The sequence below is a fragment of the Aggregatibacter sp. HMT-949 genome, assembly GCF_041734645.1.
Taxonomy (GTDB): domain Bacteria; phylum Pseudomonadota; class Gammaproteobacteria; order Enterobacterales; family Pasteurellaceae; genus Rodentibacter.
The window spans coordinates 530883-556915 of record NZ_CP162010.1; the positions used below are offsets into that span (position 1 = coordinate 530883).

21 protein-coding genes are annotated in these 26033 nt (G+C 44.0%); 20 read left to right on the top strand and 1 reads right to left on the bottom strand.

Annotated features, from left to right (window positions below; genetic code table 11):
* Positions 1 to 15: 15 nt before the first annotated feature.
* Complete coding sequence (locus tag AB3F25_RS02575; protein ID WP_373603957.1) at positions 16 to 720, bottom strand: YggS family pyridoxal phosphate-dependent enzyme; 705 nt, start codon at positions 718 to 720, stop codon at positions 16 to 18.
* Positions 721 to 1031: 311 nt separating this feature from the next.
* On the opposite strand from AB3F25_RS02575, the gene thrA reads away from it, so the two are divergent.
* The 20 genes from thrA to lpxC all read left to right on the top strand — a co-directional run bounded on the left by thrA (position 1032) and on the right by lpxC (position 25993).
* Positions 1032 to 3479: a bifunctional aspartate kinase/homoserine dehydrogenase I gene (gene thrA / locus AB3F25_RS02580; RefSeq protein WP_373603958.1), complete on the top strand. Its 2448-nt coding sequence runs from the start codon at positions 1032 to 1034 to the stop codon at positions 3477 to 3479.
* Positions 3480 to 3502: 23 nt separating this feature from the next.
* Positions 3503 to 4447 carry a homoserine kinase gene (gene thrB, locus AB3F25_RS02585; RefSeq protein ID WP_373603959.1) on the top strand — a complete coding sequence of 315 codons (945 nt, stop codon included), beginning with the start codon at positions 3503 to 3505 and terminating at the stop codon, positions 4445 to 4447.
* Between the two features lie 670 nt (positions 4448 to 5117).
* Positions 5118 to 6392, top strand: a complete 1275-nt coding sequence (thrC, locus tag AB3F25_RS02590) for a threonine synthase (protein ID WP_373603960.1) — start codon at positions 5118 to 5120, stop codon at positions 6390 to 6392.
* Positions 6393 to 6761: 369 nt separating this feature from the next.
* Positions 6762 to 7472, top strand: coding sequence for a 4'-phosphopantetheinyl transferase superfamily protein (locus AB3F25_RS02595; protein WP_373603961.1), 711 nt, complete (start codon positions 6762 to 6764; stop codon positions 7470 to 7472).
* A 170-nt stretch (positions 7473 to 7642) separates the two neighbouring features.
* On the top strand, positions 7643 to 8101 hold the full coding sequence (mraZ, locus tag AB3F25_RS02600) for a division/cell wall cluster transcriptional repressor MraZ (RefSeq protein ID WP_373603962.1): 459 nt from the start codon (positions 7643 to 7645) through the stop codon (positions 8099 to 8101).
* 91 nt (positions 8102 to 8192) lie between these two features.
* Entirely contained in the window at positions 8193 to 9158 is a 966-nt protein-coding gene (gene rsmH, locus AB3F25_RS02605; protein ID WP_373603963.1) for a 16S rRNA (cytosine(1402)-N(4))-methyltransferase RsmH, read from the top strand.
* 8 nt (positions 9159 to 9166) lie between these two features.
* On the top strand, positions 9167 to 9487 hold the full coding sequence (gene ftsL, locus AB3F25_RS02610; RefSeq protein ID WP_373603964.1) for a cell division protein FtsL: 321 nt from the start codon (positions 9167 to 9169) through the stop codon (positions 9485 to 9487).
* A gap of 39 nt (positions 9488 to 9526) precedes the next feature.
* The gene (locus tag AB3F25_RS02615) at positions 9527 to 11350 is read left to right on the top strand and encodes a penicillin-binding transpeptidase domain-containing protein (RefSeq protein WP_373603965.1); all 1824 of its coding nucleotides are present in this window, start codon (positions 9527 to 9529) and stop codon (positions 11348 to 11350) included.
* A 9-nt stretch (positions 11351 to 11359) separates the two neighbouring features.
* The gene (gene murE, locus AB3F25_RS02620) at positions 11360 to 12829 is read left to right on the top strand and encodes a UDP-N-acetylmuramoyl-L-alanyl-D-glutamate--2,6-diaminopimelate ligase (protein WP_373603966.1); all 1470 of its coding nucleotides are present in this window, start codon (positions 11360 to 11362) and stop codon (positions 12827 to 12829) included.
* Between the two features lie 15 nt (positions 12830 to 12844).
* The gene (murF, locus tag AB3F25_RS02625) at positions 12845 to 14218 is read left to right on the top strand and encodes a UDP-N-acetylmuramoyl-tripeptide--D-alanyl-D-alanine ligase (protein ID WP_373603967.1); all 1374 of its coding nucleotides are present in this window, start codon (positions 12845 to 12847) and stop codon (positions 14216 to 14218) included.
* A complete protein-coding gene (gene mraY / locus AB3F25_RS02630; protein WP_373603968.1) occupies positions 14212 to 15294 on the top strand; it encodes a phospho-N-acetylmuramoyl-pentapeptide-transferase in 1083 nt (360 codons plus the stop codon). The genes murF and mraY overlap by 7 nt, the downstream gene beginning before the upstream one ends.
* A gap of 266 nt (positions 15295 to 15560) precedes the next feature.
* Entirely contained in the window at positions 15561 to 16874 is a 1314-nt protein-coding gene (gene murD, locus AB3F25_RS02635) for a UDP-N-acetylmuramoyl-L-alanine--D-glutamate ligase (protein ID WP_373603969.1), read from the top strand.
* Between the two features lie 20 nt (positions 16875 to 16894).
* Positions 16895 to 18079, top strand: a complete 1185-nt coding sequence (gene ftsW / locus AB3F25_RS02640; protein ID WP_373603970.1) for a putative lipid II flippase FtsW — start codon at positions 16895 to 16897, stop codon at positions 18077 to 18079.
* Positions 18080 to 18087: 8 nt separating this feature from the next.
* On the top strand, positions 18088 to 19143 hold the full coding sequence (gene murG / locus AB3F25_RS02645) for an undecaprenyldiphospho-muramoylpentapeptide beta-N-acetylglucosaminyltransferase (RefSeq protein ID WP_373603971.1): 1056 nt from the start codon (positions 18088 to 18090) through the stop codon (positions 19141 to 19143).
* A gap of 76 nt (positions 19144 to 19219) precedes the next feature.
* Positions 19220 to 20647 (top strand): UDP-N-acetylmuramate--L-alanine ligase, encoded by a 1428-nt coding sequence (murC, locus tag AB3F25_RS02650; protein WP_373603972.1) that lies wholly within the window; start codon positions 19220 to 19222, stop codon positions 20645 to 20647.
* Between the two features lie 20 nt (positions 20648 to 20667).
* Positions 20668 to 21588: a D-alanine--D-alanine ligase gene (locus AB3F25_RS02655; RefSeq protein ID WP_373603973.1), complete on the top strand. Its 921-nt coding sequence runs from the start codon at positions 20668 to 20670 to the stop codon at positions 21586 to 21588.
* On the top strand, positions 21588 to 22352 hold the full coding sequence (locus AB3F25_RS02660) for a cell division protein FtsQ/DivIB (protein WP_373603974.1): 765 nt from the start codon (positions 21588 to 21590) through the stop codon (positions 22350 to 22352). Before AB3F25_RS02655 ends, AB3F25_RS02660 begins: the two co-directional genes overlap by 1 nt.
* A 21-nt stretch (positions 22353 to 22373) precedes the next feature.
* Complete coding sequence (gene ftsA / locus AB3F25_RS02665; RefSeq protein WP_373603975.1) at positions 22374 to 23651, top strand: cell division protein FtsA; 1278 nt, start codon at positions 22374 to 22376, stop codon at positions 23649 to 23651.
* Positions 23652 to 23735: 84 nt separating this feature from the next.
* A complete protein-coding gene (ftsZ, locus tag AB3F25_RS02670; RefSeq protein ID WP_373603976.1) occupies positions 23736 to 25040 on the top strand; it encodes a cell division protein FtsZ in 1305 nt (434 codons plus the stop codon).
* 35 nt (positions 25041 to 25075) lie between these two features.
* Complete coding sequence (gene lpxC / locus AB3F25_RS02675) at positions 25076 to 25993, top strand: UDP-3-O-acyl-N-acetylglucosamine deacetylase (protein ID WP_373603977.1); 918 nt, start codon at positions 25076 to 25078, stop codon at positions 25991 to 25993.
* The last annotated feature ends 40 nt before the right edge of the window (positions 25994 to 26033 follow it).

A 26033-nucleotide genomic window follows, 5' to 3' on the forward strand; every position in this document is an offset into this window, starting at 1 on the left:
TTTTGTTTTAGCAAATTATTTTTGTGCATAATCTCGTGCGCCAAAAATGGCTGTGCCGATGCGCACCATGGTGGAGCCGCATTTGATGGCGCTTGGCATATCGTCCGTCATGCCCATGGAAAGCGTATCGATTGGCTGGGCGGGGAACGCCTGTTTTAGTTGTTCAAATAACGCTGCCATTTTTTTGAATTCGCTTTCTTGTTCGGCAATATTTTCCGTCGGTGCGGGAATTGCCATTAAGCCACGCAGACGCAAGTGCGGTAGATTTTCGATGTGTTTTGCCAAATTCAACATTTCGTGCGGCGAAATACCCGATTTGGTTTCTTCATCGCTAATGTTAATTTGAATCAAAACATTTAGCGGCGCTTTGTCGGCGGGGCGTTGTTCATTTAAGCGGTCGGCAATTTTGGCGCGCTCTAAGGTTTGCATCCAATCGAAATGTTCCGCGACCAAACGGGTTTTGTTGGATTGTAGCGGGCCGATAAAATGCCATTCCAATTGAAGGCCTTGCGCTTGGAAATATTGAATTTTATCCACGCCTTCTTGAACGTAATTTTCGCCGAATGCACTTTGGCCCGCCTCGAATGCGGTGCTAATCTCGGCAACCGATTTAGTTTTAGACACTGCCAGTAATCGAACCGTATTGGAGGCGCGTCCCGCCTGTTGGCAAGCGGCTTCAATGCGGTGCTGAATGCGCAGTACGTTTTGTTGAATATTCATTGGCTGCTCCTTCAAAAAAATGCACTCAGTTTACACGAAATCTTTTGGCTTGAGAAAATTTCTCCCGATTTGCGGATTTTCCGTTTGACAAGCCCTTGGATTTTCGGTATTTCTAAGCGCATTCTTTTTTACAGCAACAATAAGATGAAAAACCAACGCACTCTCGCCGTAACCATTACGACCATCATTACCATGACGATGCTCAATGGCGCGGGTTAGTGCATAAAAAACAGAATATCGAAAACCCGCAATTCACTTGAATGCGGGTTTTTTTGATCATTTTAAGAACACAATATCTAGGAGAATCAATTATGCGCGTATTAAAATTCGGCGGTACTTCGCTGGCCAATCCGGAACGTTTTTCCCAAGCGGCGAAACTGATCGAGCGGGCTCATTTGGAAGAACAGGCGGCCGGCGTATTATCGGCACCGGCGAAAATCACCAATCATCTCGTCGCCCTTTCCGAAAAAGCCGCTTTAAATCAACCTACCGATTCCCATTTCAACGAAGCCATCGATATTTTCTATAACATTATCAACGGATTATATGCCGAAAATAACAAATTTGATCTTGCTGGCACAAAGGCTCTGGTTGACGCTGAATTCGCGCAAATTAAAGATTTATTGGAAGAAATTCGCCAAGCCGGCAAGGTGAGCGATGCGGTGAAAGCGACCATTGATTGTCGCGGCGAAAAATTATCTATCGCGATGATGAAAGCTTGGTTTGAAGCCCGTGGTTATAGCGTGCATATTGTGGATCCGGTGAAACAATTATTGGCGAAAGGCGGTTATTTGGAATCTTCCGTAGAAATTGTGGAATCCACTAAGCGTATGGATGCGGCAAGCATTGCAAAAGATAAAGTGGTGCTGATGGCAGGCTTTACCGCAGGTAATGAAAACGGTGAGCTTGTGTTGCTTGGTCGTAATGGTTCTGACTATTCCGCCGCTTGTTTAGCTGCTTGTTTGGGCGCGAGCGTGTGTGAAATTTGGACGGATGTGGACGGCGTTTATACTTGCGATCCGCGTTTGGTGCCGGATGCCCGTTTATTGCCAAGCCTTTCTTATCGCGAAGCGATGGAGCTTTCTTATTTCGGTGCAAAAGTGATTCACCCGCGCACCATCGGCCCGTTACTACCGCAAAAAATTCCTTGCGTGATTAAAAATACCGGTAATCCGTCGGCGCCCGGCTCGATTATCGACGGCAATGTAAAATCGGAAGGTTTGCAAGTAAAAGGTATCACTAACTTAGATAACTTGGCGATGTTTAATGTGTCCGGCCCGGGTATGCAAGGCATGGTGGGTATGGCGTCGCGCGTGTTTTCTGCGATGTCGAGCGCCGGCATTTCGGTGATTTTAATTACTCAATCTTCTTCCGAATATAGCATTAGTTTCTGTGTGCCGGTGAAATCCGCCGAAGCGGCCAAAGCGGTGCTGGAAAGCGAGTTCGCCGACGAGCTAAATGAACATCAGTTAGAGCCGATTGATGTAATTAAAGATATGTCGATTATTTCGGTTGTCGGCGACGGAATGAAGGAAGCCAAAGGCATTGCGGCGCGTTTTTTCTCTGCTTTGGCGCAAGCAAATATCAGCATTGTGGCGATTGCGCAAGGTTCCAGCGAACGTTCCATTTCCGCTGTGGTGCCGCAAAATAAAGCCATTGAAGCCGTGAAAGCGACACACCAAGCGCTTTTTAATAAAAAGAAAGTGGTAGATATGTTTTTAGTTGGCGTCGGTGGCGTCGGCGCGGAATTAATCGAACAAATTAAACGCCAAAAGGAGTACTTGGCGAAGAAGGACGTTGAAATTCGCGTTTGCGCCATCGCCAATTCTAATCGGATGTTGCTGGATGAAAACGGCTTGAATTTGGACGATTGGAAAACTGATTTGGAAAATGCGACACAACCGTCGGATTTCGATGTGTTACTTTCTTTTATTAAGTTGCATCATGTGGTGAATCCGGTGTTTGTGGATTGTACATCGGCAGAATCTGTTGCTGGGCTTTATGCGCGCGCGTTAAAAGAAGGTTTCCATGTGGTAACACCAAACAAAAAAGCGAACACACGTGAGTTGGCGTATTACCATGAATTACGTCGCAATGCTCAAGCCGGTCAGCATAAATTTCTGTATGAAACCAATGTGGGCGCAGGTTTGCCGGTGATTGAAAATCTGCAAAACTTACTGGCAGCAGGCGATGAATTAGAGCATTTTGAAGGAATTTTATCCGGCTCGCTTTCTTTCATTTTCGGTAAATTGGAAGAAGGACTTTCTCTTTCAGAAGTAACCGCACTTGCGCGCGAAAAAGGTTTTACCGAACCGGATCCGCGCGATGATCTTTCCGGTCAGGATGTAGCGCGTAAGTTGTTAATTTTGGCGCGTGAAGCGGGGCTTGAACTTGAGCTTTCCGATGTGGAAGTCGAAGGTGTATTACCGAAAGGTTTTGCCGAAGGTAAATCTACCGAAGAATTTATGGCGCTGTTGCCGCAGCTGGATGAAGAATTTAAAGCGCGTGTCGACGCGGCTAAAGCGGAAGGCAAAGTGTTGCGTTACGTAGGGCAAATCAGTGACGGCAAATGTATCGTGTCTATCGTTGCAGTGGATCAAAATAACCCGCTTTACAAAGTGAAAGATGGCGAAAATGCTCTGGCGTTCTACACTCGCTATTACCAACCGATTCCGCTATTATTACGCGGCTACGGCGCAGGCAATGCGGTGACCGCTGCAGGCATCTTCGCTGATATTTTAAGAACATTACAACATTAATCCGACATTAATAGAGGCTTCCGATGTTAAGAATTTATGCACCGGCATCTAGCGCAAACATCAGCGTAGGCTTTGATACTTTGGGGGCGGCGATTTCCCCGATTGACGGCTCGTTATTAGGCGATGTGGTTCAAATCGAATCTATCGCTGGCGGTTTTGAACTGGAAAGTGCGGGCTATTTTGTCCGTAAATTACCGAAAGAACCGCAAAAAAACATTGTGTATCAAGCTTATGTGTTATTTGGCGAGCAATTAAAATTACGCGGTGGACAACTCAAACCGTTGCGTTTAACCCTCGAAAAAAATATGCCAATCGGCTCGGGGTTAGGTTCAAGTGCTTGTTCTATTGTGGCGGCATTAGTGGCGTTGAATCAGTTCCACGACGAGCCTTTCTCCAAAATGGAATTGCTCGAAATGATGGGCGAATTGGAAGGGCGTATTTCCGGCTCCATTCATTATGATAACGTGGCGCCTTGTTATTTGGGCGGCGTGCAATTTATGGTGCAATCGCTCGGTAACATCTGCCAAAAATTGCCTTTTTTCGATAATTGGTATTGGGTTTTGGCCTATCCGGGCATTGAAGTTTCTACTGCCGAAGCCCGCGCGATTTTGCCGAAAAGTTACACGCGCCAAGATGTGATCGCGCATGGACGCCATCTAGGCGGTTTTGTTCACGCGTGCCACACCCATCAAGAAAATCTCGCGGCCATTATGATGAAAGACGTGATCGCCGAACCTTACCGTGAATCTCTACTGCCAAATTATGCCGAAGTCAAACAGGCAACCCGTGATTTAGGTGCGCTAGCAACAGGTATTTCCGGTTCAGGACCAACGATTTTCTCCATCGCACCGGATTTACAGACTGCAACCAAACTCGCTACTTATTTAGAGAATCATTATTTGCAGAATAATGAGGGGTTTGTGTATGTGTGTAAGGTGGATAATGAGGGGGCAAGAGAAATTAAATAACGAGCGTTTGGGGTTTCGCTCTTTCAATTCTTGAAAGAGCGACCTACTTTTCTTTACTTGTGTAAAGAAAAGTAGGCAAAAGAAACACACCCCAGTTAAATCGCTGATCTTTGCTTTGTTTCAATTTTCTTAACGGCAATTTGCTGAACTCGCTGCGCTCAGACAGACGCAAATTGCCTAAAAATTGAAAGTCGCAAAGGCGATTTATATGGGGCCCCAATTTAATCAGCGCGTTATTTGAAAAGTGCGGTTGGTTTTGAAGTGCTTTAATAGCTCTGAATCATTTATGAGGTTGATTCACTTCTGCCAAATCTCCCCTTACCCCTCTTTGCTAAAGAGGGGATTGGTTAGATAAAAAATCTTTCAGGAATCAACCGCACTTTAAATCGAAGAAAGAACAAAACGGGTTCCCTTCTTTGCCGCCTGAAAAAGCAGAAATTTGTAGGAAATTTGCGTCTGTTTGAGCGTAGCGAGTTCAGCAAATTTCCGTGAAGCAAATTTCTGCTTTTCTGGAAACAAGGCAAAGCAGGGTTGCCTTTCTTTTTGCCTACTTTTTCTTTGGCAACGCAAAGAAAAAGTAGGTCGCCATCGGCGAAACCCGATTTTAAAAATTACATCATATTTAAAATAGACAACCACATTCAAAATTAACAAACTAAACGGACCAACCATGAACCTATACAACATCAAACACCCCGAAGAACAAGTTTCCTTCTCCCAAGCCGTCCGTCAAGGTCTCGGCAGAGATCAAGGCTTATTCTTCCCAGAAGTCTTACCGAAACTAGAAAACATCAATGAATTATTAGATCTCCCGCTCGTTGAACGCAGCCAAAAAATCCTTTCTGCGATTATCGGTGATGAAATCCCAACGGAAACCCTCAATGCGATGGTAAAAAACGCATTTGTTTTCCCTGCACCACTGGCAAAAGTGGAAGAAAATATTTACGCATTAGAATTATTCCACGGCCCGACGCTGGCCTTTAAAGATTTTGGCGGACGTTTTATGGCGCAAGCCCTTGCTGCAGTGCGCGGTGATGGCAAAATTACGATTTTAACGGCAACCTCCGGCGATACCGGTGCGGCGGTGGCGCATGCATTTTATGGTTTAGAAAATATCAATGTGGTGATTTTGTATCCAAAAGGTAAAATCAGTCCGTTACAAGAAAAATTGTTTTGCACCCTAGGCGGTAATATTCGCACCGTGGCGATTAACGGTGACTTTGATGCGTGCCAAGCGCTGGTTAAACAAGCCTTTGATGATGCGGAACTACGTGAAGCGATTGGTTTGAACTCAGCAAATTCCATCAACATCAGCCGTTTACTGGCACAAATTTGTTACTATTTTGAAGCCGTAGCACAGTTACCAAAAGAAAAACGCGATAACCTGGTGGTTTCCGTGCCGAGTGGCAACTTCGGTAACTTAACTGCCGGCTTAATTGCAAAAACCTTAGGTTTGCCGATCAAGCGTTTTATCGCTTCGACTAACGCGAATGATACGGTGCCTCGTTATTTGCAATCGGGAAATTGGGCGCCGAAAGCAACGGTCGCAACGCTTTCTAATGCGATGGATGTTAGCCGTCCGAACAACTGGCCACGTGTGGAAGAATTATTCAAGCGCAATGGTTGGAATTTGGCAGATTTAGGTTCCGGTATGTTGACCGATGCGCAAACGGAAGAAACCTTAAAAGCAATGTATGCCGAAGGTTATGTGTGCGAACCGCACGGCGCAATTGCGTATCAGGTGTTGAAAGATCAACTCAAAGCGGGTGAAACCGGTATTTTCCTTTGTACTGCGCACCCGGCGAAATTTAAAGAATCGGTCGAGCGCATTCTTGGTTTGGAATTGCCGCTTCCGGAAGCCTTGGATAGACACAACAAATTGCCGTTACTTTCCGATGAAATGGAGAATGATTTTGCGCAATTACGTGCTTATTTGTTGAAATAATCGTGTGATTGATTTTTGTCAATTAACAATGGAATGGGGCTTCGCGCCCCTTTTTAATTTCTTATCGGCTTCACCAAGCCTTGTTCAAATTCCGGTTTAAATTTTCACCTCATACTTATGAAAAACGGTGTCGGCTTTCTTTTTAGCCGCCCGCATTCAACACCTCAGCCACGCCCTTTCAATGCGGTGCTATTTACATCGTTCGACTTTTCAATGCGGTGCTGTTTGCATCATTCGGCTTTTCAATGCGGTGCTTCTGGCGACGTTCATTTTTCATTAGCCCGAATATCCGCTGAAAAATTAGCTAATATTGGCGAGCGAAGGGTTTGTCACTATAATGACGCGACGTGAAATTTATTCAAATCCACTATGACCGTTTTGATCGCCTACGCCGATATTCGCCAACCTTTCCCTTTTGATGAAGTTCCCGACGAGCTGGTTCCGGAAAAGCTGCGTCATTTGCCGGAAGGTAATGCGCGCGTACAGCAACGTCATCAATGCCGCCGTTTGGCTCATTTTTTATTGTGGCAACTATTAAAACGCGCGGAAAAACCGACTTCGTTGTTATCCGAAATCCACCGTACCGAAAGCGGTCGCCCTTATTTTCCGGCTGAGATGTTGGATTTTAATATGAGTCATTCGGGCGATTGGGTGGCGGTGATACTGAAAACGGAAAAAACGCAAAGTGTGGTCGGTATTGATATCGAATTTCCAAAAACACGCAATTTTCTTGCTTTAATGACGTATTTCTCGCCTCCCCACGAAGTAGCCTGGTTTCAAGCGCAAGAACATGCCGAAGCAGCGTTTTACCGCTGTTGGTGCTTACGCGAAGCGGTGCTGAAATCACAAGGCGCAGGCATTGTAAAATTATCGGAAGTGCATCATTTTCCATTGAAGAAACAAATTTTTTCGAACTATTGCCCCTCGGGCGAATTATTTTTTACCGAAGAATTGCCCTTTTATCTTGCGGCTTTTGCTAATCAACGGCAAAATTCATGGCGTGTTTATCATTGGAACGGCAAAAAATTAACGCCTAAAAAACTGAAATTTCCGCTTCGATATGAAGTGAATGAATGCTGAAAATCCTTGAGAGTCTCAAGGATTTTTTTTTGTTTTTTAAATTTAGCTTCCTTCATATGGAATTGCTTGCAAGTTGGTTAGACAACCGATAAACTTACGAAAAGTGGTGGAAAGTGGCGAATAGTGGTAATTTCTGCCAAAAATTTAATTTTTTTAAAGGTTCTCTCAATATGTTTCGTGGTGCAGCGGCGGTAAATTTGGATTCAAAGGGGCGGGTAGCGATTCCTACCCGCTATCGCGCTGAAATTATTGAGAAAAATCAAGGACAAATGGTTTGTACCGTTGATATTCGTCAGCCCTGTTTATTGCTTTATCCGTTAGACGAATGGGAAAAAATCGAACAAAAACTCCTCGCGCTTTCTAATTTTGATCCTAATGCCCGTCGTTTACAACGCGTGATGCTTGGTTATGCCACCGAGTGCGAAATGGATGCTCAAGGTCGAATTTTATTAAGCGGCCCGTTACGCCAGCACGCAAAATTAGAAAAAGGTTTAATGTTGGTAGGGCAATTGAATAAATTTGAAATTTGGAGCGACACGGAATGGTACGCCCAAATTGATGAAGACATTGCCGTCGGCGGAAGTGCCGAATTTGCAATGGATGAAGATTTAAAAATGCTGTCATTATAACCGAACTGTTCACCGGAACCACAGCACTAACAGCCGGTGCGGTGCTGAAATCGCATTACTTTTTTAATTTGTTTATTTCCGCATTTAAGCTATGACTACGCCAAATTCTTTTTCGTCGCCTGAACATATTACGGTTTTACTCCACGAAGCGGTGGACGGCTTGGCGTTGAAAGAAAACGGTGTTTATATCGACGGAACTTTCGGCCGCGGTGGCCATTCCCGCTTAATTCTTTCCAAACTTTCTCCAAACGGCCGTTTAATTGCTATTGACCGTGATCCTCGCGCTATCGCCGAAGCGCAAAAAATTCAAGATCCACGTTTTCAAATCGAACACAACAGTTTTTCTCATATTCCAGAAATTTGCGAAAAATTGGGTTTAGTGGGGAAAATCGACGGTATTTTGCTTGATTTAGGCGTTTCTTCTCCGCAGCTTGACGAAGCCGAACGAGGCTTTAGTTTTATGCAAGATGGTCCGCTTGATATGCGGATGGATACGACGCAAGGCTTGTCCGCTGCCGAGTGGCTGAAACAGGTTTGCTTAGAAGATTTGACTTGGGTGCTAAAGACCTTCGGTGAAGAACGGTTTGCTAAACGTATTGCGACAGCGATTGTGGAATACAATAAAAATGCGCTGAAAAATGGCGGCGAGTTTTTGTCCCGTACTGCGCAGCTTGCCGAGCTTATTTCCAATGCGGTGCCGTTTAAAGACAAGCATAAACATCCGGCGACTCGGAGTTTCCAAGCGATCCGCATTTTTATCAATGCGGAATTGGATGAATTGGAAAGCGTACTTAGCACCGCATTGGAGATGCTTGCGCCGCAAGGACGTTTATCCGTTATTAGTTTCCATTCGTTAGAAGACAGAATGGTGAAACATTTTATGAAAAAACAAAGTAAGGGTGAGGATATTCCAAAAGGTTTACCTTTGCGCGAAGATCAAATTCAACGTAACCGAAAATTAAAAATTATCGGTAAAGCGATTCAGCCGAGCGATGCGGAAATTCAAGCCAACCCGCGTGCAAGAAGTGCTGTGTTACGTATTGCGGAACGTCTTTAGGATGAAAAATGTTAGAGAATAATGAACGTTATCCTTTACAAAATCTGTTAGTGGAAGATTTATTTTCATCAAATAAATTAATTGCGTTGTTATTAGTATTAATTCTAATTTCTGCGATGGGGACGATTTGGATTACCCATCAAACCCGCGGTTTAATTTCAACAAACGGCGAGCTTGTACTGCAACATCAAGCTTTGCAAGATGAATACCGTAATTTGCAATTGCAAGAAGCGACAGAAGGCGATAGTACAAGAGTTGAGTCAATCGCAATCAGGACCTTAAAAATGAAGCGTGTTGAAGGCGATCAAGAAGTTATTATTTTAGAATAAAGATTAAATCGGCATACTATTAATAGGATAGTCATTAAAATGGTTAAGTTTAATTCGTCAAAAAAATTGAATAAATCTAAAAAGACGATTCGAAAACTTGCAGCACCAACGGCGGCATTTAAAGCAAATAAGCCGAAAATGGTGTTTGAAAGATGTTTCTTGCGCAGCCGTTATATTATTGCGAGTTGTTTTATTTTTTTGGGCTTGGGCGCTTTGGTGGCGCGTGCAGCTTACGTGCAATCCGTTAATTCCGACACGCTTTCCAGTGAGGCGGATAAGCGTTCCCTTCGTAAGGACGAAATTCTTTCCGTGCGCGGCTCCATTTTGGATCGTAACGGTCAATTGTTATCTGTGAGCGTACCGATGAACGCCGTGGTAGCCGATCCGAGAACGATTCTCAAAGAAGGTTCCTTGTCTGATAAAGAACGTGTGAAAGCGCTTGCTGAGGTGTTAGGGCTGAGCTACAGCGAGCTGGTTAAAAAAATCGAAAAAAATCCGAAATCCGGTTTCTTGTATTTGGCGCGCCAAGTGGAAGCCGGCAAAGCGCAATATGTTCGAGATCTGAAAATTAAAGGTATAGGCTTGGAAAACGAGCCTCGTCGTTTTTATCCGCGTGTGGAAGAAGCCGCGCACTTAATCGGTTATACAGATATTGACGGCAATGGAATTGAAGGGATTGAAAAAAGCTTCAATTCTTTATTAGTGGGCAAAGACGGCTCACGTTTAGTACGTAAAGACAAACGCGGAAATGTGGTGGAACATATTGCCGATCAGGAAAAATACGATGCGCAAGATGTAACTTTAAGCATTGATGAAAAATTACAATCCATGGTATATCGCGAGATTAAAAAAGCGGTTGCCGAAAATAACGCCGAGTCCGGTACGGCGGTGCTTGTGGATGTGCGCACGGGTGAAGTACTCGCTATGGCGAACGCGCCTTCTTATAATCCGAATAATCGCGATGGCGTGAAAGCCGAGCTTATGCGTAACCGTGCGATTACCGACGTGTTTGAGCCGGGTTCGACGGTAAAACCTTTTGTTGTTCTAACCGCCCTGCAACGCGGTGCTGCACGGCGTAATGAAATTATCAACACCGGTTCTTTCACCGTCAGCGGAAAAGAAATTGTAGATGTTGCACCACGGCCGCAACAAACCTTAGACGAAATTTTAATCAATTCCAGTAACCGCGGCGTGAGTCGTTTGGCTTTGCGTATGCCGCCAAGTGCTTTAATGGATACCTACCAAGCTGCCGGTTTAGGTAAGCCGACGGATCTAGGCTTAATCGGCGAACAAGCCGGTTTATTAAATGCCAACCGTAAACGTTGGGCAGATATCGATCGCGCTACTGTGGCTTACGGTTACGGCATTACCGCCACTCCGTTACAAATGGCGCGCGCTTATGCAACACTCGGTAGTTTCGGCATTTATCGTCCGCTCTCGATTACTAAAGTCGATCCGCCGGTAATCGGTCAACGGGTTTTTTCCGAAAAAATTACTAAAGATATTGTCGGCATGCTTGAAAAAGTAGCGATTAAAAATAAACGCGCGATGGTAGAGGGTTATCGCGTCGGCGTGAAAACCGGTACGGCGCGCAAAATCGAAAACGGTCGTTATGTGAATAAATATGTGGCATTTACCGCAGGCATCGCGCCAATTAGTGATCCGCGTTATGCCTTGGTGATTTTAATTAATGATCCGAAAGCGGGACAATATTACGGTGGCGCGGTTTCCGCACCGGTTTTTTCCAGCATTATGGGTTACGCTTTACGCGCCAATGGCGTTGCACCGGATGCCGAACCAACGGATAAAACCGCCAAACGTACGGTTCGTATAGCACCGCATCGAGCGGAGCGGGCGAATTAAGGAAAAATAATGAAAAGATTGACTGAGCTTTTTAATTTGCCCGCGCTTTCGAGCGATATTGAAATTAACCGATTGGTTTTAGATAGTCGAAAAGTCAAAAAGAGCGATCTTTTTGTGGCGGTAAAAGGCCATCAAATTGACGCGAGACAGTTTATCGGCCAGGCCATTTCCGCCGGAGCCGGTGCGATTTTAGCCGAAACCGATTCGCCTGATGCGCACCTCAGCGTCGAATATTACCAACAAATACCGTTGATTTATTATTATCGTTTATCTGCCGACCTATCCGAAATCGCTGATAAGTTTTATGTTTCGCCCTCTAAAAAACTCACATTAGTCGGTGTAACCGGTACCAATGGAAAAACCACCGTTTCCCAATTATTAGCTCAATGGGCGCAACGCTTAGGACACAAGGCCGCAGTGATGGGCACCATCGGCAACGGGCTATTGGGGCAAATAGTCGAGGCCGAAAATACAACGGGGTCGGCCATTGAAATTCAATCTTCATTGGCTTCTTTCGTTAATGCCGGCGCGGATTTTGCCGCTATCGAGGTTTCTTCTCATGGGCTGGTTCAGCACCGCATTGAAGCTTTAAATTTTAATGCGGCGATTTTTACTAACTTAAGCCGCGATCATTTAGATTATCACGGTACCATGGAAGAATATGCCGAAGCGAAAAAACGTTTCTTTTTTGAACTTCAACCCGAACTACAAATTTTAAATGCCGATGATCCTATCGGTGCGCAATGGTTAAGTGAATTACCAAACGCCGTTGCGGTGAGTTGTAAAGCTGATTTCCAAGCGCATTCAAAACGCTATTTAAATGCCGTTTCCGTTCGTTTTAGCGGCGAAGGTACGCAGATTGATTTTGTATCCAGTTGGGGAAATGGCACATTAAATAGCCCATTAATCGGTGCTTTTAATGTGACTAATTTGCTGCTTGCTATGGCGACTTTATTGGCTTTGGGCTATCCATTACATGATCTCATACACAGTGTTTCCGCTTTAAAAGGTGTATGCGGCAGAATGGAGGTGATTCAAGTAACGGGAAAACCAACGGTAATCGTCGATTACGCTCACACGCCGGATGCTTTGGAAAAAGCCTTAATCGCCGCACGTGAGCATTGCAATGGTAAATTATGGTGTGTGTTCGGGTGCGGTGGCGATCGGGATACAGGCAAACGTCCGTTAATGGCAAAAGTCGCGCAACAGTTCGCCGATATGATTGTGGTGACAAAAGATAATCCGCGCACCGAAGATCCGGATAAAATCGAAGCGGATATCGTTGCCGGTTTTAGCGATATGAATAACGTCGGCTTAATTCCCGATCGCGCGCAGGCCATTGAATTCGCAATTCAAGCCGCGTTTAAAAATGATCTGATTTTAATTGCCGGAAAAGGGCACGAAAATTATCAAATTATCGGTCATCAAATTTTGCACTTTTCCGATCAAGAAACCGCCTCATACTATTTAAATCAATAATCCTTAAATTTAAAAATGATTAACTTAACCACGCAACAACTTGCCCAAATTCTAAATGCTGTGCTTATCGGCGACGGGCAAGTCGTTATCGAAAACATCAACACGGATACGCGCAAAGCGGTACCGAATCATTTGTTTTTTGCCTTAAAAGGGATGAATTTCGACGCCCATCAATATCTCCCTCAAGCAATTGTGCAAGGCGCCGTCGCTTTAGTCGTGCAACAAGCGCAACCCGCCCTTGATGTGCCGCAATTAGTGGTAAACGATACGCGTTTAGCGTTAGGGCAATTGGCCAAATGGTTGCGTGAAAAAATTAATCCGCGCACCGTGGCGATGACTGGTTCTTCCGGTAAAACCACCGTCAAAGAAATGACCGCCGGCATCTTACAGCACACGGCCGGCGACGCCAATGCGGTGCTGTTTACCGAGGGCAATTTAAATAATGATATTGGCGTTCCGCTCACTTTGTTGCGTTTGAACGAAAAACATCGTTTTGCGGTCATTGAATTGGGGGCGAATCATCAAGGCGAAATTGACTACACAACAAAATTAGTTGAGCCCGATGCGGTGCTCATAAACAACATTGCGCCGGCGCACTTGGAGGGATTTGGTTCTTTAGAAGGTGTGGCGCGCGCGAAAGGTGAAATTTTCCGTGGTTTAACGCCGAACGGCGTGGCGATCATTAATACGGAACATAATCAGTTGGCGATTTGGCAAAAAGAAATCGGTAGTCATCAGATTCAATATTTCAACGGGAAAGATTATTTCGCTAAAAATGTTCACTATTCAGAACAAGGTTCCACTTTTAGGTTAGTTTCACCGAAAGGCGAAATCGACATTAATTTGCCGTATTTGGGCAAACATAATGTCAAAAATGCTTTGGCGGCAAGCGCGCTTGCGATGAATGTTGGTGCCGATTTGGCGGATGTGAAAGCGGGGCTTGAGCATCGCTCGCAAATGAAAGGCCGTTTATTTCCAATTCACGTGAACGATAAGTTGTTATTGTTGGACGATACATATAACGCCAATATGGATTCCATGAAAGCGGCGATTGATGTACTCAAAAATTATCAGGCGTTTCGTATTTTATGCGTGGGTGATATGAAAGAACTCGGTGTCAACTCCTCGGCGATTCATCGTCAAGTGGGCGCATACGCGAAAGCAGCAAAGCTTGATTTGGTTTGTTCTTTCGGAGATGAAAGCGCACATATTTCCGAGCAAGCTTTTGGCCGCCATTTTACCGATAAAACCCAGATGATGAATTTTTTGCTGCCGATTATTGAGGCGCAATTACAACAACATAACAACGTCGTGTTGCTAGGGAAAGGCTCGCGTTCGATGAAAATGGAAGATGTGATCTATTCATTAAAGGATAAAATTAAATGTTAGTTTGGTTAGCCGAATACCTTGTTCGTTACGAAACCGCATTTAATGCGATTTCTTATATTACCGTCCGCGCAATTTTGGCGCTATTGACCGCGCTGTTAATTTCTCTTTGGATTGGTCCGAAAGTGATCAAGCGTTTGCAAATTTTGAAATTTGGTCAAGAAGTACGCAACGACGGTCCGGAAAGCCATTTTGCCAAAAAAGGCACGCCGACTATGGGGGGCGTGATGATTTTATTCTCCATTGGCGTAAGCACTTTATTATGGGCAAATCTGGCCAATCCATACATTTGGATTTGTTTGTTCGTATTATTTGGCTACGGTGCTATCGGTTTTGTGGACGACTACCGCAAAATTACCCGCAAAAATACCGATGGTTTAATTGCGCGCTGGAAATATTTCTGGATGTCAGTTGTGGCTTTGGCTGCGATTATTTGGCTTTACTGGCTCGGTCACGACACCGACGCGACGCGTTTAGTCCTCCCTTTCTTTAAAGACATCATGCCGCAACTTGGTTTGTTCTATATCGTTTTATCATATTTCGTGATCGTCGGTACCGGCAATGCGGTGAATTTAACGGATGGCTTGGATGGCTTGGCCATTATGCCGACCGCATTGGTAGCCGGCGCTTTTGCTTTAATCGCTTGGGCGACGGGGAACATTAATTTTGCCGAATATTTGCATATTCCTTACATTAAGCACAGTTCCGAAGTGGTTGTATTCTGCACCGCAATCGTGGGTGCAGGTCTTGGCTTTTTATGGTTTAACACCTATCCGGCGCAAGTATTTATGGGCGACGTGGGCTCGCTTGCCCTAGGCGGCGCTTTAGGCGTGGTGGCGATTTTGGTTCGGCAAGAATTTTTACTTGTGATTATGGGCGGTGTATTTGTCGTTGAAGCGCTTTCCGTCATTTTGCAAGTGGGCTCATACAAACTCCGTAAGCAACGCATTTTCCGCATGGCGCCGATTCACCATCACTTTGAATTAAAAGGCTGGCCGGAACCGAGAGTGATTATTCGATTTTGGATTATTTCGTTGATGTTGGTGTTGATGGGGTTGGTTACGCTTAAATTAAGATAGCGGATTTGGCTCTTTCTAAAAGAAAAAGTATGGGTGATTTCCAGAAAGTTTTCGCGTTTATTATGGGTGAAAAGCTATCCAAAAAACGTTTCAAAAATCCACCGGAGTTTATCGCGAAATTACACAGCGGTTGTGTAAAGCTTAAATGACCTCGCAAAATAGCACCGCATTGAAGCCACTTCCAATGCGGTGCTGTTTTGTGGTGTAAGCTCATACTCCGGATTTAAAAACTTAAACCGAATGTAACATTAAAAAGAAGAATTAAAATGACAAGCTTATATAAAAACAAAAATATCACCATCATCGGGCTCGGCAAAACCGGCTTATCCTGTATCGATTATCTTCAATCAGAAGGTGCAAATATCCGCATCATCGATACCCGTCAAAATCCAAAAGGTGCGGATCAACTGCCAAAAAATATTCCGTTACACATCGGCGGACTAAATCAACAATGGCTGCTTGAAAGCGATATGATTGTAATTAGCCCGGGACTGGCGGTAAAAACGCCGGAAATTCAGACAGCACTTTCCGCCGGTGTGGAAGTGGTCGGCGATATTGAATTGTTCTGTCGCGCGGCGGCCAAGCCAATCGTTGCGATTACCGGCTCTAACGGCAAAAGCACGGTAACCACGTTGGTTTATGAAATGGCTAAAGCAGCCGGCGTGAAAGTTGGGATGGGGGGCAATATCGGTATTCCGGCGCTTTCTTTGTTGAAGGACGATTGCGATCTTTACGTGTTGGAGCTGTCCAGTTTTCAATTAGAAACCACTTATAGCCTGAAAGCCGCAGCGGCAACGGTGCTCAATGTCACGGAAGATCATATGGATCGCTATGTCGATTTGGAAGATTACCGCCGAGCAAAATTGCGTATTTATCATAATGCACAAACGGCGGTGGTAAATAACGAAGATAAATTAACCTTCGGGGAAGGCGAAAATCAAGCCAAGCAAACAGTATGTTTTGCCGAGCACGATGCGGATTATCGATTAAAAATTGAAAACGGCAAACAATATTTAATGGCAAAAGACGAGGTGATTTTGCCTTGCGATGAAGCGACTTTAGTGGGGCGCCATAATTATATGAATATCTTGGCGGGCACCGCATTGGCGCAAGCGATAGGTATTGATTTAAGTGCGATTCGCACAGCGTTGCGCCAATTTAAAGGATTGGATCATCGTTTCCAACTCGCTCATCAAGCTCACGGCGTGCGTTGGGTTAACGATTCTAAAGCCACCAATGTGGGCAGTACGGTCGCGGCGCTTGAAGGCCTGACGGTGGAAGGCAAACTTCATTTATTGCTAGGCGGCGATGGTAAAGGGGCAGATTTTTCTGAACTTGCCACTTTGATTAATCGGCCGAATATTATTTGTTATTGTTTTGGGCGCGACGGGGCACAGCTTGCTGCACTTTCTCCGCAAAGCCATTTATTTGGCACAATGGAACAAGCCGTTGAATTTTTGCGTCCGGCACTAAGCGCGGGCGATATGGTATTATTGTCGCCCGCTTGCGCAAGCCTTGACCAATTCGCCTCTTTTGAAAAACGCGGTGAAGAATTTACGCGTTTGGCAAAATTAAGTTAACACTCGATATTTCTAGTGCAATGGAATTTATTCGAAAAATTAAACAAAGTCTTGATGACTGGAGCCGAATTACGCCGCATGGTTTATTGTATGACCGTGCGTTGTTTTGGCTTTTTGTGATTTTATTGATGATTGGCCTGATTGCCGTAACTTCGGCGTCAATTCCTTATAGTTCGCGTTTATTCAATGATGCTTTTTATTTTGCCAAACGCGATGCATTTTATGTGTTTTTATCTCTTTTAACGTGCTATTTCACGATGCAAATTTCCTCTCAACAGTGGGAAAAATGGCACGTGAAAATCTTTTTCTTAGCCATCGCGTTGCTCTTTGCTGTGCTGATTGTGGGTACCTCAGTAAACGGTGCGAAGCGTTGGATTTCTCTTGGTCTGTTGAATTTTCAACCGGCAGAATTTGCAAAATTAGCGTTAACTTGTTTCCTTGCCAGCTATTTCACGCGACGTTACGACGAAGTTCGAGCAAATAAACTTAGCGCATTCAAACCCTTCATCGTAATGGGCAGTATGGGCGTATTTTTGCTAGTACAGCCTGACTTGGGAAGTACGGTGGTCTTGTTTGTCATTACCTTCAGTATGCTTTTTATCGTCGGTGCGAACTTTTGGCAGTTTATCGGCTTGATTGGAACAGGGGCTTTGCTTTTTGTCTGGTTGGTGCTTTCTGCCGCTTATCGTTTAAAACGATTTACCGGTTTTTTAGAGCCCTTTGAAGATCCTTACGGCACCGGTTTTCAGCTCACTAACTCGTTAATGGCATTTGGTCGCGGTGAAATTACCGGCGAAGGATTAGGCAATTCTATTCAAAAACTTGATTATTTGCCGGAAGCGCACACCGATTTCATTATGGCGATTATCGGTGAAGAGTTTGGTTTTATCGGTATTTTTATAGTGGTGATATTACTCGGTTTGTTGGTTTTCCGCGCATTGAAAATCGGGCGCGAATCGTTACAACTTGAACAACGTTTTCGTGGTTTCTTTGCGCTTGGAATTAGTTTTTGGATTTTTTTTCAAGGTTTTGTGAATTTAGGCATGGCGCTCGGTATGTTGCCGACCAAAGGTTTGACTTTCCCGTTAGTCAGTTACGGCGGCTCTAGTATTATCATTATGTCGGCGACTATCGGAATTTTATTGCGTATTGACCACGAAAATCGCTTACAACGCGGCGGTCAAGCGCGTCTGCGTGATGAGTAGGAATAAAAATGAAAAATAAAAAATTATTAGTGATGGCGGGTGGTACAGGCGGACATGTGTTTCCCGCCATTGCCGTCGCACAACATTTACAAGCGCAAGGCTGGGACATTTGCTGGCTCGGCACGAAAGATCGAATGGAAGCGCATTTGGTGCCGAAATATGGCATTCCGATTCGTTTCATTCAAATTTCAGGTTTGCGCGGCAAAGGAATCAAAGCTTTGCTCTGTGCGCCTTTTGCGATTTTACGCGCAGTACTTCAAGCAAAGAAAATTATTCAAACGGAGCAGCCCAATGCGGTGCTCGGAATGGGGGGCTATGTTTCCGGTCCGGGCGGTGTGGCAGCGAAACTTTGTGGTGTGCCGATTATTTTGCACGAACAAAACGCCGTTGCCGGTCTAACTAACAAATGGTTGGCGAAAATTGCGACGCGCGTTCTGCAAGCTTTTCCGAACGCCTTTAACATGGCGGAAGTAGTGGGCAATCCGGTTCGTCAAGATTTATTTCGGATGCCAAGTCCGCCGGAACGTTTTACCCAACGCGATGGAAAGTTACGTCTGTTGGTGGTGGGCGGAAGTCAAGGTGCACGCGTATTGAACCAAACTTTACCGAAAGTGGTCGCACAATTAACCGATAAACTGGAAGTCCGTCACCAAGTGGGGAAAGGCTCGCTAGAAAAGGTGACTGAACTTTACGGCGAATACGCGGCGAATGTAACTATTACCGAATTTATTGAGGATATGGCGCAAGCTTATGCGTGGGCGGACGTGGTAATTTGTCGTTCCGGCGCATTGACCGTGTGCGAGCTCGCAGCCGTAGGTACACCGGCGATTTTCGTGCCATTTCAACATAAAGATCGTCAGCAATATTTGAATGCTAAATATTTAGCCGAAGCGGGTGCGGCAAAAATCATCGAACAAGCGGATTTAACACCGGAAATTTTGATTAATTATTTACGTAATTTTACCCGCAATGAGCTGTTACAAATGGCGCTAAAAGCAAAAGCGATGGCTACACCCCATTCTGCGCAACGAGTAGCAGATGTCATTATTGAGAACGCAAAATAATGTAAAAATCCTTTAGAAAAATTACTTGCGCTTTTACAATAGATGGCAATGTTTTTAAGGGTTAAAAGGATAAAAAATGAAACATTCCCACGAAGAAATTAGAAAAATTATTCCTGAAATGCGTCGTGTGCAACAAATTCATTTCATCGGCATCGGTGGCGCCGGAATGAACGGAATTGCGGAAATTTTATTAAATGAAGGTTATCAAATTTCCGGTTCCGATATTGCCGACGGTGTGGTTACTCAACGCCTTGCGCAAGCTGGGGCGACGATTTTTATCGGTCATGCAGCGGAAAATATTGAAGGCGCGAGTGTGGTCGTGGTGTCCAGTGCGATTCACGAAGATAATCCGGAACTGATTGCGGCAAAGCAAAAACGTATTCCGGTAATTCAGCGCGCGCAAATGTTAGCGGAAATTATGCGTTTTCGTCATGGTATTGCGGTGGCCGGAACGCATGGTAAAACTACTACCACCGCGATGATTTCAATGATTTACACACAAGCAAAATTGGATCCGACTTTTGTTAATGGTGGCTTGGTGAAATCTGCCGGTAAAAATGCACATTTGGGTGCCAGCCGTTATTTAATTGCGGAAGCAGACGAAAGCGATGCATCATTCTTACATTTGCAGCCGATGGTTTCCGTGGTAACGAATATGGAGCCGGATCATATGGATACTTACGAAGGCGATTTCGAGAAAATGAAAGCGACTTACGTAAAATTCCTGCATAATTTACCGTTCTACGGCTTAGCGGTGATGTGCGCCGATGATCCTGTTTTAATTGAACTTCTACCGAAAATCGGACGCCAAGTGATAACTTACGGTTTCGACGAACAAGCCGACTACCGCATTGAAGATTACGAACAAACCGGTTTTCAAGGGCATTATACGGTGATTTGCCCGAATGGTGAGCGTATTAATGTGTTATTGAATGTGCCGGGTAAACATAATGCCTTAAATGCTACGGCGGCGCTTGCCGTGGCAAAGGAGGAAGGTATTGGTAACGAAGCGATTTTAGAGGCCCTTGCCGATTTCCAAGGGGCGGGACGTCGTTTCGACCAACTTGGTGAATTTATTCGTCCGAACGGTAAAGTGCGTTTAGTGGACGATTATGGTCATCATCCAACCGAAGTGGGGGTAACTATAAAAGCTGCGCGCGAAGGTTGGGGTGATAAACGTATTGTGATGATTTTCCAACCGCATCGTTACTCTCGTACTCGCGATTTATTCGACGATTTTGTACAGGTACTTTCTCAAGTCGATGCGTTAATTATGTTGGATGTGTATGCGGCAGGCGAAACACCGATTGTAGGCGCGGATAGTAAAGCGCTTTGTCGTTCCATTCGCAATTTAGGTAAAGTTGATCCGATTTTGCTTTCCGATACGACACAGTTAGGCGAAGTGTTAGATCAAATTATCCAAGATGGCGATTTAATTTTGGCTCAAGGTGCGGGTAGTGTGAGTAAAATTTCACGCGGCTTGGCGGAATCTTGGAAAAATTAGAAGAATTAATAGGATAAAAAATGAATTTAAAACAAGAAAAAATTGCGGTGTTATTAGGCGGCACTTCGGCTGAACGTGAAGTGTCTTTAAATTCCGGCAATGCGGTGCTGGATGCGCTTTTGAATCAAGGTTACAACGCGCATCCGATTGATCCAAAAGAATATAATGTCGCGAATTTAAAAAATGACGGTTTTAATCGCGTGTTCAATATTTTGCACGGCCGCGGCGGCGAAGACGGTACGATGCAAGGTTTATTAGAACAAATCGGCTTACCTTACACTGGTTGTGGTGTATTGGCCTCCGCGTTGACCATGGATAAAATGCGTACCAAAATGTTGTGGAAAGCTTTTGGTTTGCCGGTAGCGGAGATGGAGGTGATAACTCGTGAAACTTTTGCTCAACTTGATCCGCAAGCAATCGTAGCAAAATTAGGTTTGCCGTTAATGGTAAAACCTTCATTGGAAGGTTCAAGCGTCGGCTTGACCAAAGTGAAAGCGGAGAATGAACTAAAATCGGCAGTGGAATTTGCGCTTAAATTTGATAACACTATTTTAATTGAAGAATGGCTTTCCGGTGATGAATTAACGGTGCCGGTATTGGATGGGCAAGTGCTTCCTTCCATTCGTATCGTGCCTGAAGGGGAGTTTTATGATTACGAGGCAAAATATATTTCCGATAATACGCAATATTTTTGTCCGGCCGGTTTAACGCCGGAGCGTGAGCAAGAATTAGCAATATTGGTAAAACGCGCTTATGACGCAGTTGGCTGCCGTGGTTGGAGCCGCATTGACGTGATGTGCGATGCGAAAGGTGATTTCCGCTTGGTGGAAGTAAATACTAATCCCGGTATGACAAGCCATAGTTTATTTCCGAAGTCGGCGGCAATAGCGGGAATTTCTTTTAAACAACTCGTGGTGAAAATTTTGGAGTTGAGTGCGTAATGAATGTGCTAAAACGCAAAACGACGCAAAATATTCGATACGGCGAATCAAGGTTTAAGTATTTTTTACAGATTCGTTTGTTGGTTGTGCTGTTGTGCGTTGGGTTGGCGTACTTTGTTTATTCAAACTGGCAAAATTGGTTGGAAAGCTTGGATTCGAAACCTATCAGCGCTTATGCTTTAGTGGGAAAAACGGAGTTTACTGATTACGCCGATGTACAAGATGTGTTACTAAAAATGGGTAAGCTGAAAGGATTTTGGGGACAGGACGTTAAAGCGATTCAAGAACGGCTTGAGAGTTTGCCTTGGGTGAAAGGCGCCGTAGTTCGTAAAGTTTGGCCGAATCGGTTAAGTATTTGGTTAACAGAATATATGCCGGTAGCTGTTTGGAACAACACAGAGTTTATCACGAAAGAGGGAACGGTTTTTCAATTACCGATGGAACGTCTGAAGAATAACACTTTACCTTATTTAGGCGGGCCGAATTATCAAAGTTTAAAAGTGCTTGAGGCTTGGAACCAGATTTACGCAGGTTTTAAAGCAAAGAATTTGAGTGTAAAGGGGATAACGATTGATGAGCGTGGCGCGTGGCAAGTTACCCTTGATAATGATATAGTACTAAAACTTGGACGTGGCGAATGGAAATCAAAGCTGGAACGTTTTGTGACGATTTATCCACAAATTGAAGTGCCGGAAGGTAAACGAATTGATTATATCGATTTGCGATATGCTGCGGGGGCAGCCGTCGGCATGGCGGATAAATAAAAATTATTAGGTGTGATAAAAATGGCAAAAGTAGTTGAAACGAAGGCGATTGTTGGACTTGAAGTAGGAACATCTAAAGTTGTGGCCGTCGTTGGCGAAGTTTTACCTGACGGTGTGGTAAATGTACTCGGAGTGGGAAGTTGCCCCTCAAAGGGGATTGATCGTGGCAGTATTACTGACTTGGATGCGGTGGTAAATTCCATTCAGCGCGCGATTGAATCCGCCGAATCCATGGCAGATTGCCAAATCATGAGTGTAACGTTAGCCATTACCGGAGAACATATTCAAAGCCTAAATGAAAGTGGTTTCGTTCCGATCGGTGAAAGCGAGGTGACCCAAGATGAAATTGACTCTGCATTGCACAATGCCAGTACGATCAAATTGCCTGAAGGCGTTTCTCTATTACATGTGATTCCGCAAGAATATGCAGTGGATCGCCAGCTAAATATTAAAAATCCGCTTGGTTTACAAGGTGTTCGTTTAAATGCTCATGTTCATTTAATCACTTGTCATCAAGACTGGCAAAATAATTTGAAGAAAGCTGTTGAACGTTGCGGTTTGCAAGTGGATAAAGTGGTCTTCTCCGGTTTTGCAGCGACTCATTCGGTGTTGACCGAAGATGAAAAGGATCTTGGTGTCTGCTTGATAGATTTTGGTGCTGGCACTATGAATATGATGGTGTTTACTAATGGCGCGTTACGTTTTAGTAAAGTTATTCCTTATGCGGGTAATATCGTAACGAATGATATTGCACATGCATGCACGATTTCTCGTACTGAGGCAGAAAGGGTAAAAGTCAATTATGCGAGTGCGGTTTATCCGGCGCGTTTGAATGGTGATAAGAAAATTGAAGTTGCTAGTATCGGAGGCCGTGCACCACGTACTTTAACAAAAAGTGATTTATCTTTGATTACTTCTGCCCGTTATACGGAACTTCTTGGTGTTGTAAAGGACGAACTAAGTAAATTAAAAGCAGATTTAGAAAGCAAGAATATCAAATTTGAGCTTATTGCCGGTGTGGTTATTACCGGAGGAGGCGCGCAAATTGAAGATTTAAGGGAATGCGCGATGGATGTATTCGGTTGTCAAGTTAGAACTGGTAGTCCGTTAAATATTACGGGGTTAACGGATTATGTAAATCGTCCGCAATACTCAACGGTGGTTGGTTTATTACAATATAGTCACAGTAATAGCGATGATGAACTTATCAGTGGAGATAGTTATTCGGGAGATAGTATTCTGAGATCTATTTGGTCTGGGATTAAAAAAATTGCCAATAAAGTACGGTCCGAATTTTGATTATTTTCAATTTTCATCTACAATACGCCAGATTTGGCTTTTATTAATGTGCTAGCAAAGAATTAGCAGAATGGAGAACAATAAATGTTATACCCAGATTACGGTGATTTTGAAGAGCAATCAGGTGCACTGATTAAGGTTGTCGGTGTTGGTGGTGGCGGTGGTAATGCCGTTAATCATATGGTTGCTAACATGGCTAAACAAAATGTGGGTGGAACCTTCCTTAGTGAAACGGCGCTTGATAGCGAAGAACATGGAAAAATTATTTTTTATGCGGTGAATACGGATGCTCAGGCATTGCGTAAAAGCCAAGTTCAACAAACCGTACAAATCGGTGGAGCTACAACAAAAGGTCTTGGTGCAGGGGCAAATCCTAATGTAGGTCGTAAAGCAGCAGAGGATGATCAAGAGGAAATCCGTAAAATGCTTGAGGGTGCTGATATGGTTTTTATCGCTGCCGGTATGGGCGGTGGCACTGGGACAGGCGCTGCACCGGTAGTTGCAAAAGTAGCAAAAGAATTGGGCATCTTAACTGTTGCTGTTGTAACAAAACCATTCGCTTTTGAGGGTAAAAAGCGTATGCAATTTGCTGAATTAGGTATCAAAGACCTTTCACAATATGTTGATTCTATGATCATTATTCCTAATCAGCAAATTCAAAAAGTTCTTCCAAAGAATGCAACATTAATTGACGCATTCGCTGCTGCAAATGATGTATTACGTAATTCTGTAATGGGTATTTCCGATATGATTACCTCTCCGGGTATGATCAATGTAGACTTTGCAGATGTAAGAACGGTTATGTCTGAAATGGGTCAAGCAATGATCGGCTTTGGTTCCGCACACGGTAGCCCAGGCGAAGGGCGCGCGGAAGAAGCAGCAAGAATTGCAGTGCGTAACGATTTATTAGAGAAAGTAGATTTAACCAATGCAAAAGGTATTTTAATTAATATTACTGGCGGTTTTGATATTGCATTCGATGAATTTAATGTTGTAGGCGATACAATTCATAGCTTCGCATCTGAAGATGCGACCATTGTAGTGGGAACAACTTTAGTGCCTGAAATGAGTGATGAAATCCGTGTGACAATTGTCGCAACAGGCTTGGGTGAAATTACTCCAAATGAAGTAATCCAAGTACAAAAACCTGTTCAACAACTATCGCCACTGCATCATCCCGAAGAAAATCAACAGGCAATCCAGTTAAGAACACAAGAACAACAAATCACCTCTTTTAGACAACCAGAGCCAATACGTTCAACTTATAATTCGGAGCACGTTCAGCAACCAAAAGAAGGATATCGTAGCGAGTTGGAAAGACCAATTACCGATCGTTTATCTTCTTTTAAACGATTTGATCCCAATGTAGTGGAGCAAAGTGATAAATAACAAATGAACTGTTATTTTGCAGTAGGGCAAAAATTATGATTAAGCAAAGAACATTAAAGCAAAGCATTAAAGTAACAGGAGTAGGTTTACATAGCGGGAAAAAGGTAAGTTTAACGCTACGTCCAGCTATGCCAAATACCGGCATAATCTACTGTCGTACGGATTTAAATCCTCCTGTAACCTTTCCTGCAAATGCAGATTCGGTACGTGACACAATGCTTTGTACTGCATTAGTAAATGAGCAAGGTGTTCGTGTTTCAACCGTAGAACACTTGAACGCCGCATTAGCTGGTCTTGGTATTGATAACATTATTATTGAAGTTGATGCACCAGAAATTCCCATTATGGACGGTAGTGCAAGTCCGTTCGTTTACTTGTTATTAGATGCGGGAATTAAAGAGCAAAACGCGCCTAAGAAATTTATTCGTATTAAGCAATACGTACGCGTGGAAGACGGTGATAAGTGGGCGGAATTTAAACCTTACGATGGTTTTCGTTTGGACTTTACTATAGATTTTGAGCATCCTGCGATTGGCAAAAACGTACGTAATTATGTAATGGATTTTTCTGCGCAAACATTTGTTCATCAAATCGCTCGGGCAAGAACTTTTGGTTTTATGAAAGATATTGAATATCTTCAATCTCAAGGTTTAGCATTAGGCGGTAGTTTAGACAACGCCATCGTATTAGACGATTATCGTATCTTAAATGAAGACGGTTTACGTTTTAGAGATGAACTCGTTCGACATAAGATGCTAGATGCCATAGGCGACTTATATATGTGTGGTTACAATATCATCGGTGCTTTTAAAGCGTATAAATCAGGTCATGGTTTAAATAACAAATTACTTCGAGCTGTACTTGCAAATCAAGAGGCGTGGGAATTTGTCACTTTTGAAGATAAAGAAAAAGTACCACAGGGTTATCTCGCACCTGCTCAAATTTTAATCTAATAATTTTTTAGTTGAAAAAGCTATATTTCTACAAGAAGTA

Bases quoted from the DNA above. Each gene is read 5' to 3' on its own strand.
- AB3F25_RS02575 (WP_373603957.1), bottom strand. From the start codon at position 720: ATGAATATTCAACAAAACGTACTGCGCATTCAGCACCGCATTGAAGCC.
- thrA (WP_373603958.1), top strand. From the start codon at position 1,032: ATGCGCGTATTAAAATTCGGCGGTACTTCGCTGGCCAATCCGGAACGT.
- thrB (WP_373603959.1), top strand. From the start codon at position 3,503: ATGTTAAGAATTTATGCACCGGCATCTAGCGCAAACATCAGCGTAGGC.
- thrC (WP_373603960.1), top strand. From the start codon at position 5,118: ATGAACCTATACAACATCAAACACCCCGAAGAACAAGTTTCCTTCTCC.
- AB3F25_RS02595 (WP_373603961.1), top strand. From the start codon at position 6,762: ATGACCGTTTTGATCGCCTACGCCGATATTCGCCAACCTTTCCCTTTT.
- mraZ (WP_373603962.1), top strand. From the start codon at position 7,643: ATGTTTCGTGGTGCAGCGGCGGTAAATTTGGATTCAAAGGGGCGGGTA.
- rsmH (WP_373603963.1), top strand. From the start codon at position 8,193: ATGACTACGCCAAATTCTTTTTCGTCGCCTGAACATATTACGGTTTTA.
- ftsL (WP_373603964.1), top strand. From the start codon at position 9,167: ATGTTAGAGAATAATGAACGTTATCCTTTACAAAATCTGTTAGTGGAA.
- AB3F25_RS02615 (WP_373603965.1), top strand. From the start codon at position 9,527: ATGGTTAAGTTTAATTCGTCAAAAAAATTGAATAAATCTAAAAAGACG.
- murE (WP_373603966.1), top strand. From the start codon at position 11,360: ATGAAAAGATTGACTGAGCTTTTTAATTTGCCCGCGCTTTCGAGCGAT.
- murF (WP_373603967.1), top strand. From the start codon at position 12,845: ATGATTAACTTAACCACGCAACAACTTGCCCAAATTCTAAATGCTGTG.
- mraY (WP_373603968.1), top strand. From the start codon at position 14,212: ATGTTAGTTTGGTTAGCCGAATACCTTGTTCGTTACGAAACCGCATTT.
- murD (WP_373603969.1), top strand. From the start codon at position 15,561: ATGACAAGCTTATATAAAAACAAAAATATCACCATCATCGGGCTCGGC.
- ftsW (WP_373603970.1), top strand. From the start codon at position 16,895: ATGGAATTTATTCGAAAAATTAAACAAAGTCTTGATGACTGGAGCCGA.
- murG (WP_373603971.1), top strand. From the start codon at position 18,088: ATGAAAAATAAAAAATTATTAGTGATGGCGGGTGGTACAGGCGGACAT.
- murC (WP_373603972.1), top strand. From the start codon at position 19,220: ATGAAACATTCCCACGAAGAAATTAGAAAAATTATTCCTGAAATGCGT.
- AB3F25_RS02655 (WP_373603973.1), top strand. From the start codon at position 20,668: ATGAATTTAAAACAAGAAAAAATTGCGGTGTTATTAGGCGGCACTTCG.
- AB3F25_RS02660 (WP_373603974.1), top strand. From the start codon at position 21,588: ATGAATGTGCTAAAACGCAAAACGACGCAAAATATTCGATACGGCGAA.
- ftsA (WP_373603975.1), top strand. From the start codon at position 22,374: ATGGCAAAAGTAGTTGAAACGAAGGCGATTGTTGGACTTGAAGTAGGA.
- ftsZ (WP_373603976.1), top strand. From the start codon at position 23,736: ATGTTATACCCAGATTACGGTGATTTTGAAGAGCAATCAGGTGCACTG.
- lpxC (WP_373603977.1), top strand. From the start codon at position 25,076: ATGATTAAGCAAAGAACATTAAAGCAAAGCATTAAAGTAACAGGAGTA.